14 protein-coding genes are annotated in these 16,078 nt (G+C 71.9%); 9 read left to right on the top strand and 5 right to left on the bottom strand.

Going from position 1 to position 16,078, the window contains the following annotated elements:
* The first annotated feature begins 224 nt into the window (after positions 1–224).
* From IE239_RS28560 to IE239_RS28530, 7 genes are all read left to right on the top strand, one after another.
* Positions 225–2,147, top strand: a complete 1,923-nt coding sequence (locus tag IE239_RS28560; protein WP_190152291.1) for a glycoside hydrolase family 127 protein — start codon at positions 225–227, stop codon at positions 2,145–2,147.
* A 156-nt stretch (positions 2,148–2,303) separates the two neighbouring features.
* On the top strand, positions 2,304–3,548 hold the full coding sequence (locus tag IE239_RS28555) for a sugar ABC transporter substrate-binding protein (RefSeq protein WP_190152290.1): 1,245 nt from the start codon (positions 2,304–2,306) through the stop codon (positions 3,546–3,548).
* Positions 3,549–3,554: 6 nt separating this feature from the next.
* On the top strand, positions 3,555–4,517 hold the full coding sequence (locus IE239_RS28550; protein ID WP_190152289.1) for a carbohydrate ABC transporter permease: 963 nt from the start codon (positions 3,555–3,557) through the stop codon (positions 4,515–4,517).
* A gap of 56 nt (positions 4,518–4,573) precedes the next feature.
* The gene (locus IE239_RS28545; RefSeq protein WP_190152359.1) at positions 4,574–5,335 is read left to right on the top strand and encodes a carbohydrate ABC transporter permease; all 762 of its coding nucleotides are present in this window, start codon (positions 4,574–4,576) and stop codon (positions 5,333–5,335) included.
* Between the two features lie 42 nt (positions 5,336–5,377).
* A complete protein-coding gene (locus IE239_RS28540; protein ID WP_190152288.1) occupies positions 5,378–7,135 on the top strand; it encodes an RICIN domain-containing protein in 1,758 nt (585 codons plus the stop codon).
* Between the two features lie 145 nt (positions 7,136–7,280).
* The gene (locus IE239_RS28535) at positions 7,281–7,856 is read left to right on the top strand and encodes an AMIN-like domain-containing (lipo)protein (protein WP_190152287.1); all 576 of its coding nucleotides are present in this window, start codon (positions 7,281–7,283) and stop codon (positions 7,854–7,856) included.
* A gap of 224 nt (positions 7,857–8,080) precedes the next feature.
* Positions 8,081–8,869, top strand: a complete 789-nt coding sequence (locus IE239_RS28530) for a polysaccharide deacetylase family protein (protein WP_190152286.1) — start codon at positions 8,081–8,083, stop codon at positions 8,867–8,869.
* A 155-nt stretch (positions 8,870–9,024) separates the two neighbouring features.
* Here the strand turns inward: IE239_RS28530 and IE239_RS28525 are convergent, their stop codons facing one another.
* From IE239_RS28525 to IE239_RS28510, 4 genes are all read right to left on the bottom strand, one after another.
* Complete coding sequence (locus IE239_RS28525; RefSeq protein WP_190152285.1) at positions 9,025–9,471, bottom strand: hypothetical protein; 447 nt, start codon at positions 9,469–9,471, stop codon at positions 9,025–9,027.
* Positions 9,472–9,567: 96 nt separating this feature from the next.
* Positions 9,568–11,118, bottom strand: a complete 1,551-nt coding sequence (locus IE239_RS28520; protein ID WP_373308159.1) for an MFS transporter — start codon at positions 11,116–11,118, stop codon at positions 9,568–9,570.
* Positions 11,119–11,443: 325 nt separating this feature from the next.
* Positions 11,444–12,511, bottom strand: a complete 1,068-nt coding sequence (locus IE239_RS28515; protein ID WP_190152284.1) for a helix-turn-helix domain-containing protein — start codon at positions 12,509–12,511, stop codon at positions 11,444–11,446.
* Positions 12,512–12,596: 85 nt separating this feature from the next.
* Complete coding sequence (locus IE239_RS28510; protein WP_190152283.1) at positions 12,597–13,241, bottom strand: hypothetical protein; 645 nt, start codon at positions 13,239–13,241, stop codon at positions 12,597–12,599.
* A gap of 340 nt (positions 13,242–13,581) precedes the next feature.
* Between IE239_RS28510 and IE239_RS28505 the strand changes: the two genes are divergently transcribed.
* Both IE239_RS28505 and IE239_RS28500 read left to right on the top strand, forming a co-directional pair.
* Positions 13,582–14,907 carry an alpha/beta fold hydrolase gene (locus IE239_RS28505; protein WP_190152282.1) on the top strand — a complete coding sequence of 442 codons (1,326 nt, stop codon included), beginning with the start codon at positions 13,582–13,584 and terminating at the stop codon, positions 14,905–14,907.
* A gap of 45 nt (positions 14,908–14,952) precedes the next feature.
* The gene (locus IE239_RS28500) at positions 14,953–15,462 is read left to right on the top strand and encodes a molybdenum cofactor biosysynthesis protein (protein ID WP_190152281.1); all 510 of its coding nucleotides are present in this window, start codon (positions 14,953–14,955) and stop codon (positions 15,460–15,462) included.
* 110 nt (positions 15,463–15,572) lie between these two features.
* Here the strand turns inward: IE239_RS28500 and IE239_RS28495 are convergent, their stop codons facing one another.
* Positions 15,573–16,022: an ATP-binding protein gene (locus tag IE239_RS28495; RefSeq protein ID WP_229878364.1), complete on the bottom strand. Its 450-nt coding sequence runs from the start codon at positions 16,020–16,022 to the stop codon at positions 15,573–15,575.
* Between the last annotated feature and the right edge of the window lie 56 nt (positions 16,023–16,078).

The following is a 16,078-nucleotide window of genomic DNA, read 5'->3' as shown; positions in this document are numbered from 1 at the left end:
AAACCTTTTCCTCAGCGAGGGGACGTCCGCCATGGTGGCAGGCGGTGACGGGATGCGCCAGTCCGGGGAGATCCGTGCGCGGGCCAGAAGAATCCGTGCCCGGGCTCTTGACCGTACAGGTCCGCTGCCCTCTACTTTCACGACGAGAAAACGGTTTCCCAACCAGCTTCCGCATCAGACGCCGACTCGCCCCTCCTCCTCGGCGCCCTCACCCCCGGAGAGTCATGCCCCGCACCCGTTCCGCCCTCCCCGCCCCGGGGCCGGTCCGCCTCGGTCCGGACGCCCGTGCCGCGTTACGCCCCACGGCGGTGGGCATCACCACGGGCTTCTGGCACGCCCGCCGCGCGACCAACGCCCGTGTCTGCGTCCCGCAGGGACCGGAACTGCTGGAGTCCGCCGGGAACCTGCACAACCTGCGGCTCGCGGCCGGCGCGGACGAGGGCGAGTTCCGGGGCGCCTACCCCTTCGTGGACACCGACGTGTACAAGTGGCTGGAGGCGGCCGCCTGGCAGCTCGCCCAGGCTCCTGACCCAGGTCTGGCCGACCAGGTGGCCCGGATCGTCGGCCTGGTCGCCGCCGCACAGCAGCCCGACGGCTACCTCAACACCTGGTTCCAGCTGGTCAAGGACGGCCGGCGCTACCAGGACCTGCGCTGGGGCCACGAGTTGTACTGCGCGGGCCATCTCATCCAGGCCGCGGTCGCCCACCACCGGGCCACCGGCGGGACCGAACTCCTCGACGTCGCGGTCCGGTTCGCCGACCACATCGACTCCGTCTTCGGACCGCCCGGCAGCGGCAGGCCCGTCGACGGCGTGGACGGACACCCCGAGGTCGAGACCGCCCTGGTCGAGCTGTACCGGGAGACCGGGGAGCGCCGCTACCTCGACCTGGCCGGCTACTTCGTCGACCGCTACGGACACGGTCTGCTCGGCGGCGAGGCCTACTGCCAGGACCGCGTGCCGCTGCGCGAGGCCACGGACGTGGAGGGGCACGCCGTACGGCAGTTGTACCTGCTGGCCGGGGCGGCCGACCTGGCGCTGGAGACCGGGGACGCGGAACTGCGCGCGGCGGGCGAACGGCTGTGGCGGGCCATGACCGCCACCAAGACGCACCTGACCGGCGGACTCGGCGCCCATCACGACGCGGAGGACTTCGGGGACCCGTACGAACTGCCCAACGAGCGCGCCTACTGCGAGACCTGCGCGGCCGTCGCCTCGGTCCAGTGGAGCTGGCGCATGGCCCTGCTCACCGGCGAGGCCCGCTACGGCGATCTGATCGAACGCACCCTCTACAACGGCTTCCTGGCCGGCGTCTCCCTGGACGGCGAGCGCTGGCTGTACGTCAACCCGCTCCAGGTCCGCGACGGTCACACCGACCCCGGGGGCGACCAGTCGGCCCGCCGCACCCGCTGGTTCCGCTGCGCGTGCTGCCCGCCCAACGTCATGCGGCTGCTGGCGAGCCTCGAGCACTACCTGGCCAGCGGCGACGCATCGGGGCTGCAGATCCACCAGTACGTCGGCGGCCGCTACACGGCCGAGGGCATCGCCGTGCGCGCCGAGACGGACTACCCCTGGGACGGCACGATCCGCCTGACCGTGGAGGAGACTCCCGCCGACCGGCCCTGGACGCTCTCCCTGCGCATCCCGCAGTGGTCCCGCGACTTCCGCGTCCGCTGCGCGGGAGAGCCGTACGACGCGCCCGCGGCCGAGGGCTGGCTGCGCCTGGAGCGCACCTGGTCGCCCGGCGACGAAGTGGTCCTGGAGCTGCCGCTCGAACCCCGGCTGACCGCCGCCGACCCCCGGGTGGACGCGGTGCGCGGCTGTGTCGCGATCGAGCGCGGACCTCTCGTGTACTGCCTGGAACAGGCCGACCATCCCGACGGCGGTCTGGACGACATCGTCCTCGACCCCACCCGCCCGCTCGTCGTGAAACAGCGACCCGACCTGCTCGGCGGCGTCACGACGGTGGTGGCGGCCGGCCGCCGGCGCGCCGTCCCCGACCGGGGCTGGTGGCCCTACGTCCCCGCGGACGCGGTCGAGATCCCCGGACCGGACGGCGGCGACCGCGTCGAACTGACCGCAGTCCCCTACTACGCCTGGGCCAACCGCGAGGACGGAGGCATGCGCGTCTGGCTGCCCCTGTCCTGAACCCGGCTCCCGCGCGGCCTCACGGCGGCCACGCCCCGCACCGACGACCGCAGGACCGCGGACCGCCAAGGACCATGACGAATCACCACGGACCACCACCTACCACCACGCACCACCACGGACAACTACAGACCACTACGACAACGAGGTCACCCCGTGATACCGTCCCGCCGCACCCTCCTCGCCGCGCTCGCCGCCGTCGGCACGCTCGCGTCGCTCGCCGCCTGCGCAGGGGGCTCGGACAGTTCCGGCGCCTCCGACGCCGGCGGCGGGACCTACTCCTTCTGGGACCCGTACCCGCAGTTCGACGCCTCCTCCGCGTGGGGCAAGCGCGTCAGCCGGTGCGGGACCAAGGCCGGCGTCACGCTCAAGCGGACGGCTTACGACACCACCGACCTGGGCAACAAGGCGCTGCTGGCCGCCCAGCAGGGCAACGCGCCCGATGTGATGCTGGTGGACAACCCCGTCGTCTCCACCCTGGTGGAGGCGGGAATCCTCAACAGGACGAGCGACCTCGGTCTCGACACCAAGTCGGTCCAGCAGAACATCATCGGCGCCGGCACCATCGACGGGGCCGCGTACGGCATCCCGATCGGGGCCAACACGCTCGGCCTCTACTACAACAAGAAGGTCCTGTCCGCCGCCGGCGTCGACCCGGCCTCCGTCAAGGACTGGAACTCCCTCACCGCGGCCCTGCAGAAGGTCAGGTCGACCGGCAAGAAGGGCATCACCTTCTCCGCGATCGGCACGGAGGAGGGCAGCTTCCAGTTCCTGCCCTGGTTCTGGGGGGCGGGCGCCGACCTCAAGGAGCTGAACTCGGCGAAGGGCGTGGCCGCGCTGTCACTGTGGAAGCAGTGGGTGGACGACGGACTGGCTCCCAAGGACGTCCTGCAGAACACCCAGACCACCAGCTGGCAGGAGTTCGCCACCGGCGAGTACGCCTTCGGCGAGAACGGCACCTGGCAGCTCGGCAACGCCGACAAGGCCGGCTTCGACTACGGCGTCATCAACATCCCCGCACAGAAGGGCGGTTCGGCGCCGGTGCCGACAGGAGGCGAGTTCGTCACGGTGCCCGTGCAGAAGGACACCGCCCGCTACGACGTCACCGGGAAGATCGTCACCTGTCTGACCAGCGACGCGAACCTGCTGGCCAGCGACACCACGCTCACCTACGTGGCGCCCGTCGCCGCCGTCCAGGCCGAGCAGGTGAGGCAGAACCCGAAGCTGAAGCCGTGGGTGGCCGCGGTGGCGGCGGCGCGCGGCCGCACCAGCGGCGGGCTGGGCACCACATACCCGACCATCTCCCAGCCGTTGTGGACCGCCGTCCAGGCCGCGCTCTCCGGCGGCAAGAGCGCGCAGTCCGCTCTCGACACGGCCCAGGCCGGCGCGCAGAAGGGCTAGGCCGACATGACCGTCGTCCCTGCAGACCGGCCCCGGCGGGCGGAGGCGAAGGCGGCCGGCTCCGACGCGGCGTCGCCGCGACGTCCCGGCCGGTTACGCGGCCGGCTGGCCGCGCTCGCCTTCGTCGCACCGCTGATCGCCTACCTCGCCGCCTTCTACCTGTATCCGCTCTACCGCAACCTCGATCTGAGCCTGCGCGACTACACGGTCCGCTCCTTCGTCTCCGGCGACGCGCCCTTCACCGGCTGGGACAACTTCCGCAAGGTGCTCGACGACCCGACGTTCGGCCCGGCGCTGCGCCACACCCTGGTGTTCACGTTCGTCTCGATCGCCTTCCAGTACGTCATCGGGCTCGCCCTCGCCGTCTTCTTCAACCGGCACTTCCGCCTGGCCCCGACCCTGCGGGCCCTGTTCCTGATCCCCTGGCTGCTGCCGCTGATCGTGTCCGCGTCGAGCTGGTCCTGGATGTTCAACAGCGAGTCGGGCGTGGTGAACTACGCCCTGCACGTGATCGGCGTGGACCCGGTGGGCTGGCTCACCTCGCCCGACTGGGCACTGACCTCGGTGATCGTCGCCAACATCTGGATCGGCATCCCGTTCAACCTGGTCATCCTCTACAGCGGCCTGCAGAACGTCCCGGCCGAGCTGTACGAGGCGGCGGCGCTGGACGGAGCGGGCGCCTGGCAGCAGTTCCGCCGCATCACCGTCCCGCTGCTGCGACCGGTGTCGGCGATCACGCTGCTCCTCGGGCTGGTCTACACCCTCAAGGTGTTCGACCTGATATGGATCATGACCAAGGGCGGGCCGGGGGACTCCTCCTCGACGCTGGCCACCTGGTCCTACCAGCTGGGCTTCGGCACGCTGCTGCCCAGGTTCGGCCCCGGCGCCGCGGTCGGGAACATCCTCATCCTCATCGCGCTCGTCTTCGGCCTGCTGTACATCCGTGTCCAGAGGAGGCAGGAAGCGTGACATCCCCCGCGTCGTCCCGCCGTCACACCGTGATCGGGCTGGTCCTGACCGCGCTGATGCTGTTCCCGGTGTACTGGATGCTGAACGTGTCCCTCACCCCGCAGCGGGACATGCGCAAGTCCCCGCCCGACCTCTTCCCGCTGCACCCGACCTTCGAGGGCTACCGCGCCGTCCTCGACGACCAGCTTCCCTACCTGGGCACCAGTCTCCTCATCGGCCTGGGCACGGTCGTCCTCACCCTGGTGCTCGCCGCCCCGGCCGGCTACGCGCTGGCGAAGCTCCGCCCGCTCGGCGGCGGCGCCCTCGGACTGTTCCTGCTCGTCGCGCAGATGATCCCCGGCATCGTCATGGCGATGGGCTTCTACGGCGTCTTCCTGGACCTCGGTCTGCTCGACTCCTGGTGGGGACTGATCATCGCGGACTCCACCATCGCGGTGCCGTTCGGCGTCATGATCTTCACCGCGTTCATGTCGGGCATCCCCGGCGAACTCGTCTCCGCCGCCCGCATCGACGGGGCGGGGTCCTTGCGCACCTTCTGGTCGGTGGTGCTTCCGGTCAGCCGCAACGCCGTAGTCACCGTCTCCCTCTTCTCGTTCCTGTGGGCCTGGTCCGACTTCGTCTTCGCCACCACCCTGGACGGCGGCGGCGACCTGAGGCCGATCACCCTCGGCATCTACAAGTACATCGGCAACAACAACCAGGAGTGGAACGCGATCATGGCCACCGCCGTCGTCGCCTCCGTCCCCGCAGCGGTCCTGCTGGTACTGGCCCAGCGTTATGTGGCCGCGGGCGTCACCGCCGGCGCGGTCAAGGACTGACCCTGTCCCCCCGTCCCTCCCTCCGTGAGGAGAACTCCCTTCATGAGCCGCAGCAGAGTGACCCTGCCCGCACGCCTCACCGTCACCGCCACCGTCGCCGTGGCCGCGCTGTCCGCCGGCGCGCTGACCACGGCGGCCCCCGCCGGCGCGGCGCCCACCGCCGCCACCACGCTGGTCGTCGACGCCGCCCGGACCCTGCGTCCGGTCACCCATGTCGCGAGCGGCGGCCTCTACGGCCTCGCGGACAACGCCACCCCCACCGACGGCCTGGTCGCCGCCCTGAAGCCGAACACCTTCGTGCAGATGGCCCCGGGCGGCTCCCAGCTGCCCAACGGCGAGCCCAGGCCCGCCGGGGACGCCCTGGTCGTCGCGCCGAAGGCGGCCCGCGCCGGCGCCAAGGTCGTCGTACGCATGCCGGACTGGTACCCGAACTTCCCCTACAGGTGGGTGAGCTGGACCGACTGGCTGTCCGCGGTCGACAAACAGATCGCCTCCGTGCAGTCCTCGGGCGCGACGAACGTGAGCGCGTACGAGCTGTGGAACGAGCCCGACTGGACCTGGGACACCGCGAAGGCCGGTGCGTTCGACGCCGGTTGGGCACGCACCTACAAGGAGGTACGCGCCAAGGACACCAGGACGCCCATCCAGGGGCCCAGCCACTCGTCCTGGAACCAGTCCCGGATGAGCTCGTTCCTCACCGCCGCCAAGGCGAGCGGCACGGTCCCCGACGTCATCGCCTGGCACGAGCTGGGAGGAAGCGCCGGCATCGCCGCCCATGTCGCCGCCTACCGCTCACTGGAGTCGAGCCTCGGCATCAGCCCGCGCCCGATCGCGATCGAGGAGTACGGCACCCCCGACGAGATGGGCAACTCCGGAGCCCTCGTCGGCTACGCCGCCAAGTTCGAGCGGGCCGGGGTGCGCGACGCGGAGCTCGCCTTCTGGAACCACTACGGCACCCTCGGCGACACCCTCACCGACACGGGCGGCTCCCCCAACGGCGCCTACTGGACGTACAAGTGGTACGGCGACATGTCGGGCAACATGCTCGTCACCACGCCCCCCGCCCAGACCGGCATCGACGGTCTCGCCTCCCTCGACGGCGCGGGCAACCGGATCAGCGTCGTCGCCGGCGGCTGCACCGGGTCCTGCGCCGTGACCGTGAACGGCCTCTCCTCCCTGCCGGCCTTCGGCGGCAGCGTCCACGTGAAGCTCGAGTACAGCCCGCACACCGGCCGCACCACCGCCTCCCCCGGCCCGATCACCGTCTCGGACGCCGACTACACCGTGAGCAACGGCTCGGTCACCGTGCCCGTCACGATGAACCCCGCCGACGGCTACCACCTGGTGATCACCCCGAACGGCACGAACGCCTCCCTGGCCGGCCGCTACCAGATGACCAACAAGAACAGCGGTCTCGCGCTGGGCACGCAGAACGCGGGCACGGCGCAGGGCACTTCGGTCGTCCAGTCGGCCTCCACCACGGGCACGGACCAGAACTGGACGCTGACGTCCGCGGGTTCCGGCCTCTACAAGATCGTCAACCAGAAGAGCGGACTGCTGCTGGGCATCGACGGGGCGAGCACCGCGGCCGGGGGCGCCGCCCTGATCTGGGGCGACAACGGCACGGCCGACCACCTCTGGCAGGTCCTGCCGGCCCGTGACGGGTACTACAAGATCGCCAACTACAACAGCGGGCTCCTGCTGGGCGTCAGCGGCATGAGCACGTCGTCCGGCGCACAGGTCCTGCAGTGGACCGACAACGGCACGGCGGACCACCTCTGGAAGCTGACCTCGCGCTGATCCCCGGACGCCCGTGTCCCCGGCCGATGCCGGCGGCCGGGGGCACGGACACGTTCGGGCATCCCGAGGCGAAAAACGGTGCAACCCGCGGGGCGTTCCGGTTGTCTCAGTAGATGTCCGACACGCACATCCCTCGGGGGAGACCATGATGCGAAGCAGAACCGTCTGGGCCACCGCCACCCTGCTCACCGCCGCGCTCGGCGCGTCCGCGGCGCCCGCGGTGGCCGCACCGGCCGCCGCGGCACGCACCGCCGCCGTCGTGTGCCCCACCGGCTGGGGCAGCCTGGACGAGTCGTACCCGGCCGCCACGACCGCGCCGGTGACGAACGTGCGCACCGGCCGCCACGACTGCTACGACCGGTTCGTCGTCGACGTGCCCGGCGCGAGCGCCGACCGACTCGGCTTCTCCGTCGGGTACGTCGACCAGCTCTACCAGGACGGCTCGGGCCGCCCCATCCCCGTCGGCGGCGGGGCGATCCTGGAAGTCCGGGTCCACGCCCCCGCCTACGACGTCGACACCGGCGCCTCCACCTACCCGGGGCGGGTCGCGCAGCCCCTGCCGGGCGTGGACCTCACCGGATACCGCACCTTCCGGGACACCCGCTACGCCGGAAGCTTCGAGGGCGTCACGCAGTTCGGGCTCGGCGTGCGCGCACACCTGCCCTTCCGGGTGCTGCGCCAGGCCGGCCATCTGGTGGTGGACGTCGCGCACACCTGGTGACACCCGCGGGCACCGCTCTGCGGTACGCGGCGGCGCGCCCGCACCGCGACGTCGGGCCTCTCCGGGGCGGCGTCGCGAGCGGCCGCGTTCGCCGTGCTCGCCCCTCGTACGTCCCCGAACTCCCGCGGAAGTGTCCGCAATCGGTAACAGGCGGATCCCTCGGCGTCCGTTCGTCGTCCTGACAACTGCACGGGAGACACGGACTCGACGAGGACAGGGCAGACATGGCGCGGCATGGCGGGCGGGGTTGGTACGGCCGGGTATTCGCGGCGGCGATCGGAGTGACGACGGTGGCGGCCGTCACCTCGGTGTGGACCGCGCAGGCCGGTCCCGCCACCGGTGCGCAGGCAGGGGCGGGCGTGTCGGCGAGCCCCTCCCCGGGCAGGCCCGGCTCGGTCCCGGTGAAGAAGGTGTCGGTGGACATCGTCCACGCCTCCGACCACGGCGCCCGGGGCGTCAACATCACCGTGGACGACGGGCCGGACCCGACATGGACGCCGGAGGTGCTGAAGGTGCTGCGGGAGAACGGCGTGAAGGCGACGTTCTGCATGGTGGGCACGCAGGCCAAGGCCCACCCGGACCTGGTCAGGGCAGTGGTGGCGGACGGTCACCGGCTGTGCGACCACACCGTGTCGCACGACACCTCGATGGACAAGAAGCCCGACGCGTACCAGTCGCAGCAGATCCTGGACGCCGAACGCATGATCACCGAGGCCTCCGGAGGCGTCCGGCCGATGTACTACCGGGCGCCGGGCGGCGCCTTCACCCCCTACAGCCGTGAACTCGCCGCCTCACGCGGGATGCGGCCGCTGGGCTGGAACGTCGACACCAAGGACTTCGAGAAGCCGGGCTCCGCCGCCATCGTCGCCACCGTCAAGAGCGAGGTCGGCAACGGCCCGACCATCCTCTTCCACGACGCGGGCGGCGACCGGTCCGAGACCGTGGCCGCCCTGCGCGAGGTGCTTCCGTGGCTGAAGCAGCAGGGCTACTCCTTCGGCTTCCCGGTGCGCTGAGCGAGACCGGAAGGCCCCGCCGCGGACGGCGCACGCCGCAGCCTCGTCGATGACGGGGACGACGCCGCGCCCGGCCCCGCCCTCGGCACCGGCCCCGTACGGCCCGGCCCCCGGCGCGGTGCGCCGGGGGCCGTCCTGCCGAGGCGACCGCAGGGTCAGATACGGCCGCCGGTGAGCCGGGTGAGCGGGCCGTGCGTGTGACGGCCGGAACGGCGGCCCACGGCGTAGGAGGCAGCGGTCAGCGCCGAGAGACCGGCGGCGGCACCGGCGGCGACCAGCTTCCGGTGGGCGATGACCGTCCACGCCGTCCTGGCGGTCGCGGCGACATGACCCGACGTCGTCACGATCGCCTGACGGCTCGCCTCGACGCCCCGTACGGCGCCCTGGGCCGCGCTCTGCACGGCCCCGGACGTCGCCTCGGCCGTGCGCTCGACTCCGTTCCTGGCGGCGGAAGCGGCGTCGGTCGTCTTCGTCGCGGCGCCCTTCGCGGCCCGGGAGGCCGGAGCGGTGGCCTTGGCAGCGGAGCGTCGGGCCTTGGCGGCCGTCGCCTGCTTCGCCTCGGACTCTTCGTTCGTCTTCCTGTTCGGTTCAGTCATGGACATCGCGTTGCCCCTCACTCCGGCGGCAAACCCCCGTGGCGGCGTGAGTGAGAGTGACGCGCGGCAGGACGACGGGCAGGTGATCGCCCGGGTCGGCGCTCAGACTCCGCCGGGGGACGAGCCGCCCTTGAGGCGTTCCAGGTCCGAGGGGCGGACCTGGATCACCAGGACCGCGATCAGCGCGGCCAGCACCGTGAAGATCGCCGCCATGACGAAGGCCGCCGTGACGCCCGCGGTGAGGATCTCGTCGGACCAGGGTGCGGGGAGCAGGCCGGTGCGCCGGAAGCGCAGACGCTCGGCCGGGGTCGCCTGCGCCAGGAAGTCGGGGATCTGCCGGCCCGCCTCGTTGCGGCTGGCCGTGCCGTACATGGTGACCAGGATGGACAGGCCGAGCGAACCGCCCACCTGCTGGGTGGCGTTGAGCAGTCCGGAGGCCGCGCCGGTCTCCCGTGGGGAGACGTTGGACAGCGCCATCAGCGTGAGGGAGACGAACTCCATGCCCATGCCGAGGCTGAACACGAGCATCGGGCCGAGGACGCTGCCCGCGTACGTGGAGTGCACGTCCGCCAGGGTCAGCCAGGACAGGCCTCCTGCCGCCAGCACCGCGCCCGCCACCATGAAGGGCTTCGGGCCGTACCGGGGCAGAAACCGTGAGGCCAGCCCGGCGCCGACCGCGATCACCGCGCTGACCGGCAGGAAGGCGAACCCCGCCGCGAGCGGGCTGAAGCCGAGCACGTTCTGCACGAAGAGCGTGAGGAAGAAGAACATGCCGAAGATCGCGGCGGCCAGACACAGCATGATGCCGTACGTGCCGGCCCGGTTGCGGTCGGCGAACATGTGGAGCGGTGTGATCGGCTGCCTCGAACGCCTCTCGACCAGGACGAACAGCGCGAGGACGACGACGGCCGCGGCGAACGAGGCGAGGGTGACAGGGTCCCGCCACCCCTCCTGCGCCGCTCTGATGAACCCGTACACCAGCAGCACCATGCCCACCGTGGAGGTCAGCGCGCCGGTGATGTCGAAGTGCCCGGGATGCCGTTCGGACTCCTTGATCCAGCGGGGTGCGGCGAGGGCGATCAGCAGCCCGATCGGGACGTTGACGAACAGCACCCAGCGCCAGTTCAGCCACTCGACGAGCATCCCGCCCGCGAGCAGGCCGATCGCGCCGCCGCCTGCCGAGACGGCGGCGAACACCCCGAAGGCCCGGTTGCGTTCGGGCCCTTCGCGGAAGGTGGTGCTGACGAGGGAGAGCGCGGTCGGGGAGGCGATGGCGCCGCCGACGCCCTGCAGGGCGCGTGCGGCGAGGAGCTGGGCCTCGTTCTGGGCGAGTCCGCCGAGCAGGGAGGCGAGCACGAAGAGCAGCACCCCGCAGACGAACATCCGCCGTCGGCCCAGGATGTCGCCGGTCCGGCCGCCGAGCAGCAGCAGTCCGCCGAAGGTGAGCGTGTAGGCATTCACCACCCAGGCCAGGCTCGTGGTGGAGAAGTCCAGGGAGCGCTGGATGTGCGGCAGGGCGATGTTCACGATGGTGATGTCCAGGACCACCATCAGCTGACACGAGGCGATGACCAGCAGCGCCATGGCGTTTCCCCCACCGCCCTGTCGGGTGGTGGTCCGGGGCGCTGAGGTGGGCTGGGGAACGCTGCTCATGGCGTGTAGCCCGCGCGGAGGCGGGCCCTCGGGAGAGGTCAGCGAACGGTTCTGTCCACTGTCGGGTCCACCGTTCGACGGTACGCCCGCCGCCGGACCGTCACCACTCGATCAGCCACGGGCGACCTCGCCGGCGGCGGGAGAAGAGCGACGCCGTACAAGGAGGACGTGAGGCGTCCAGGACGACGCGGAAGGCGTCGAAGGGACGGTGTGCGACGGGACGGTGCAGGCACCGTGTGCGACGGGGCGGCACTGTGCCCGTGCCGTGCCAGGGCTCCCCTGTCGTCCTGGCACGGCTGGACTGCGCGGGTGTGTACCGCGGTGATCACCAGGATGCGGGAGAGGCGCCCGGGATGTCGTTGGCGGACCGTCCACGACCGCTTGGCACAGCGTCCACCACGGTGCCGGGCGAGGCCGCGTCGCATCTCTCGGCGAGTGCCTGTTCGCGCAGTTCGCTGGGCGGGAGGCCGTAGGCCGTGCGGAAGGCCCGGGTGAACTCGGCGGCGCGCGGGAAGCCCCAGCGGGCGGCCACGGCGTGGATGGGCAGGGCGCGCAGGCGGGGGTCGGCGAGCTCCCGGCGGGCGTTGGCCAGTCGCTGGTGGCGGATGTAGGAGGCGACCGTGAGGCCTTCGGCCTGGAACAGCCGGTACAGATAGCTGCGGGAGATGTGGTGCGCGGCGGCGATCCCGGCGGGGGTCAGGTCGGGGTCGTCGAGGTGCCGGCGGATGAACGCCTTGACGCGGAGAGTGAGTGTGCGGCTCTGCGTCTCCGGCGGCAGCCGCAGGTCGGCGTCGACGGCGTGCGCGAAGGCGGCCGTGACCAGGTCCGTGACGACGGTGCCCAGCCGGGGCGCGTCGGACGGCTCGTAGACGGAGGTGTCCGAGACCAGGTGCAGGAGGAACTGCGCCAGCAGGGCGCCGACTCCCTCCCGCCCCGAGATGAGGCTGCCCAGGACGCGGTCCGCGCGGTGTGCCGGCACGGCCACGAGAGCGCGTGGAACCTCGACGCCCACGATGGTGACGGGGTCGGAGCCGGTGAGCATCTCACCGGCCCGGGAGGAGGAGTTGGTGTGGAAGTCGTGGACCCGGTAGGCGGTCCGCTGCCTGCCCCAGTCGGCGGCTCCCTCGCCCTTCAGCAGCAGGGACAGGTGGTAGGACTCGGGGTCGGACCGGCGGATGAGCTTCGGCGTCCGGCGGAAGACCAGTTGATCGAAGGTGGCCGGCCACACGGTCACGTCGCCCAGCCCGATCACGCGTTGGTGGCCCCGGTAGTCCGCGGTGCGGTCGCTGACGAGCTGCATGGGGGCGTGGGTCTGGCCCATGCGCTCCGTCCACGCCTCGAAGCGGGCGCCCACCGGCAGGTCCGTGGTGCGGAAGACCGACTCGTGCAGCACGGAGGCAGTCAACCACACCGCGTGGACGGGTCGGTCGGGCGGTGGGCCGGTCGGACCGGGCGAGAGATCGGCCCCTCGGCGCGGGTCAGCCCAGGTGGGCGGTGTCGATCGTGACCGACTTGTCGTCGGTGCCGGTGATGGAGATGTAGCCGGGGTCTCCGTTGCGGTCGAGGTAGCACATCACGTACGTGACGGCCACGGAGGCCTCGCGCGTCGGGTGTTCCGAGACGGCCTTGCGGCAGCCCTCCGCCGTGGGCACCTCCGAGGTGCTCCACTCGGCCAGCTTGCCGTCGGTGGACATCAGGAAGCCGCTCTGGACGTAGAGGGCGTCCGTGCCGGAGTCGGCGACCACGGGCGGCGAGTGGGTGAAGTCGTAGCCGACGGCGGCCTTCTGACCGTCGGAGCGTTGCATCACGAAGCCGCGCACGAGCGAAGTCGACGGCGAGGGAGTCGAGTCGGGCAGGGCCGCGCTCACCGCCGCGCCCCCTCCCCCGACGAGCACGACGGCCATGAGACCGGCCACCAGCGGATGGCCGTACGCCAGGCTGAGCAGGGGCCCGACGACCGGGATCGAGAACTTCAGCGAGGTGTTCTTCTGCGTGATCTTGTTGTTGTCGCCGGCGGTCACCGTCTGGGTCGGCGAGTGATGGGTGCCGGGCGGCGGCACAGGGGGGTGGCTCGGTGGAGCGGCGTCGCCCAGTCGCGGGCCGCGCGCGCGGTCGGTGTTCATGGCTCGGGACGCTAGCGACAGACGACCGCGGGGGCTTGTTTTGACGGGAACTGCCGCTGATGGTCCGCTTCTGAACGATCTGGGTCATGAGCGTGATCGTCGCGGCGCAGTGTTCGGACTTACTACCGGTCAGTCATATTACCGAAACGTAACCTGACGGCCGCTACCCCTGGTAACCCTGCCCTCGCTACCGTCCTGACAGATCGTCTAAGAGCGGTACGGGCGGCGGTGGGCGACCGCGGCCTCGTACCGCTCGGTCGTCACGGTCCGCACCCCACCGGACCGTCCGCCGTCCGAGCCGCAGACGAAGGCTCGGCCCTCCCCTCTCCGGAGGTCCGCCATGCCCGCCCCCACCCGCCTGCTGGCGGCAGCCGTCACCGCTGCCGTCTGCCTCGGCGTCACCGCCGTACCCGCCCACGCCTTGCTCACGTCGGACGCCGTGGTCTCCCGCGGCGTCACCATCCCCCCGTTCTACGATCCGCCCGCCACGCTGCCCGCGGCCGACGGAGCGCTGGTGCGCTCCGAGCCTCTTCCCCTCGCGTTGAGCCTGCCGGGCGTCGAAGGACCGCTGCCCGGCACGGCGACCCGCCTGATGTACAAGTCCACCGACTCCGCCGGCCGGCCCATGGCGGTCACCGGCGCCTACATCGAACCGTCGGCCCGCTGGAGGGGCAGGGGGGCGCGGCCGCTGGTCGCCCTGGCCCCCGGCACGCTGGGCCAGGGCGACCAGTGCGCCGCCTCCCTCGGCCTCGAACACCCGCTCGTGGTCAACGGGCAGACCCTGTCCGTCGGTTACGAGGACCTGGCGATCTACCGGCTCCTCGCCCGGGGCGTCGCCGTCGTGGTCACCGACTACGCGGGCCTCGGCTCGACGGACCGGCTGCACACCTATGTCAACCGGGTCGACGAGGCCCATGCCGTCCTGGACGCCGTCCGCGCGGCCCGCTCCCTCGACGGCGCCTCGCTCACCGCCGGCTCACGGGTGGCGCTCTTCGGCTACAGCCAGGGCGGCGGAGCCACCGCGGCCGCCGCCGAACTGCAACCCTCCTACGCTCCCGACATCGTGCTCGCCGGCACCTACGCCGGAGCCCCGCCCGCCGACCTGGTCGCCGTCACCGAGGCCATCGACGGCAGCGACCTGGCCGGCGCGCTGGGCTGGTCGGTGAACGGCTTCCTGCAGTCCGACCCGGCGCTCGTGCCCATCGCCGAAGCCCACCTCAACGCGGCCGGCCGGGCCGCTCTCAAGGACCTGTCGACGATGTGCGTGGGCGACGCCCTGCTCTCCTACAACTCGGCCCGCAGCACGGCCTGGACCACGGACGGACGTTCCCTCAGCGATGTCGTCGCCTCGGAACCGGCGCTCAAGGCGTTCCTGGCCGACCAGCGCATCGGGACCCGTCGGCCGGCGTCGCCGGTGCGGGTGGCGACCGGCACCGCCGACGACCTGGTGCCGCACGTGCAGGCCCGGGCCCTGGCCGTCGCGTGGTGCGCCAAGGGCGCCGACGTCACGTACAAGCCGGTGATCCTGCCCGGTGTGGGCCGGGCGCTGATCAACCACTTCGCACCGCTCCTCGTGGACCAGGGCGAGGCGATCGCCTGGCTGGCCGACCGGCTCGACGGCAAGCCCGCCGCGTCCAACTGCTCCACGCTCGCGCTGCGGCCCTGACACGAGTCGGGCGAGCACGCTCGGCGCCCGGACTACAGTGCGCCCATGACCGAGATCGAGATCGTGGAACTGCTGGTCTCGCCGTCGCACCGGCTCGCGGGGCGCCCGGCGGACGGCCCGGCGGACGGCCCGCAGGACGAGTCGACGCCGTCCGTGCGGGTGCGCCGCGGTCTCGGTCTGGTCGGCGACCGGTACTACGGCCGCCCGGCGCACAAGGACGCCTCGGTGACCTTCATGGCCGCGGAGCACCTGCCCCGGCACATCGACCCGGCCGTCGGTCTGCGGCACACCCGCCGGAACGTCCTGCTGCGCGGCGTCGACATCGACTCCCTGGTGGGCTCGACGATCGTGCTCAACGGTCCGGCGGGCCCGGTGTCCTTCGCCGTGAACCGCCCGGCGCGCCCCTGCGCGTGGATGGACGTCACCGTGGGGCCCGGTGCGCAGCGGGCGCTGCGCGGAAAAGGGGGCGTGCGCTGCACGCCGCTGTCCGACGGGGTGCTCGTCCTGGGCAGGACGGCGTTCGGCGTCGTCGACGCGCATCCTCTCCTGGGGTGAGCCGCCCCGGTCGTTCGTTCCCGGTGCACCTGACGCCCCGGAGGACGACGAGTTCCGCGTGCTCCGCCCAGAAGGCCGTCCTCATCGGACAGGGCGCCGCCGGGACGCGTTCAGCGCCCCTCCGTCAGGCCCAGTCGGGCGACGATGCGCTTGCCGATCGGCTCCCGGGTGACGGCGAAGGCATCGGCCACGGCCCTGACGATCTCCAGGCCGTGCTGGCCCACCCGCGTCGGGTCCGGTGCGCGGGGGGCCGGAAGCACCGGGTCGCTGTCCCAGACGACGATCTCCACGGCGGCGCCGGCGATGCGCAACTGGAGCAGAACCGGCCCGGGCGCGTGTCTGAGGGCGTTGGTCACCAGCTCGCTCACCACGAGCTGGGAGAGATCCATGGCCCGGGCGGACACGGTCAGGCCCTCCCTGCGCTGGACATGGGTGAGGAACTCGCCGGTCAACTGCCGCGCCCGGGCGATGCAGCCGTCTTTGCCGTCCAGGGCCACCGTCGTCTCGGCAGGGGCCCCGTCGGGCGAGGAGGATCCCTGGTCGGGCGGGACAGGTGCCATCCGGACCGCCTTCGTTGCTACCCCGTTCATATCCTCCCGGCTACCCGCTGGCCCAC

It is taken from the genome of Streptomyces humidus, assembly GCF_014649655.1.
GTDB classification, from domain to species: Bacteria; Actinomycetota; Actinomycetes; order Streptomycetales; family Streptomycetaceae; genus Streptomyces; species Streptomyces humidus.
This window is presented reverse-complemented; position numbering and strand designations above follow the sequence as displayed.

Excerpts from the sequence above, each read along its gene's own strand:
- IE239_RS28500 (WP_190152281.1), top strand. The coding sequence starts at position 14,953 with ATGACCGAGATCGAGATCGTGGAACTGCTGGTCTCGCCGTCGCACCGG.
- IE239_RS28535 (WP_190152287.1), top strand. The coding sequence starts at position 7,281 with ATGATGCGAAGCAGAACCGTCTGGGCCACCGCCACCCTGCTCACCGCC.
- IE239_RS28525 (WP_190152285.1), bottom strand. The coding sequence starts at position 9,471 with ATGTCCATGACTGAACCGAACAGGAAGACGAACGAAGAGTCCGAGGCG.
- IE239_RS28495 (WP_229878364.1), bottom strand. The coding sequence starts at position 16,022 with ATGGCACCTGTCCCGCCCGACCAGGGATCCTCCTCGCCCGACGGGGCC.
- IE239_RS28530 (WP_190152286.1), top strand. The coding sequence starts at position 8,081 with ATGGCGCGGCATGGCGGGCGGGGTTGGTACGGCCGGGTATTCGCGGCG.
- IE239_RS28510 (WP_190152283.1), bottom strand. The coding sequence starts at position 13,241 with ATGAACACCGACCGCGCGCGCGGCCCGCGACTGGGCGACGCCGCTCCA.
- IE239_RS28560 (WP_190152291.1), top strand. The coding sequence starts at position 225 with ATGCCCCGCACCCGTTCCGCCCTCCCCGCCCCGGGGCCGGTCCGCCTC.
- IE239_RS28505 (WP_190152282.1), top strand. The coding sequence starts at position 13,582 with ATGCCCGCCCCCACCCGCCTGCTGGCGGCAGCCGTCACCGCTGCCGTC.
- IE239_RS28520 (WP_373308159.1), bottom strand. The coding sequence starts at position 11,118 with ATGAGCAGCGTTCCCCAGCCCACCTCAGCGCCCCGGACCACCACCCGA.
- IE239_RS28540 (WP_190152288.1), top strand. The coding sequence starts at position 5,378 with ATGAGCCGCAGCAGAGTGACCCTGCCCGCACGCCTCACCGTCACCGCC.
- IE239_RS28545 (WP_190152359.1), top strand. The coding sequence starts at position 4,574 with ATGCTGTTCCCGGTGTACTGGATGCTGAACGTGTCCCTCACCCCGCAG.
- IE239_RS28550 (WP_190152289.1), top strand. The coding sequence starts at position 3,555 with ATGACCGTCGTCCCTGCAGACCGGCCCCGGCGGGCGGAGGCGAAGGCG.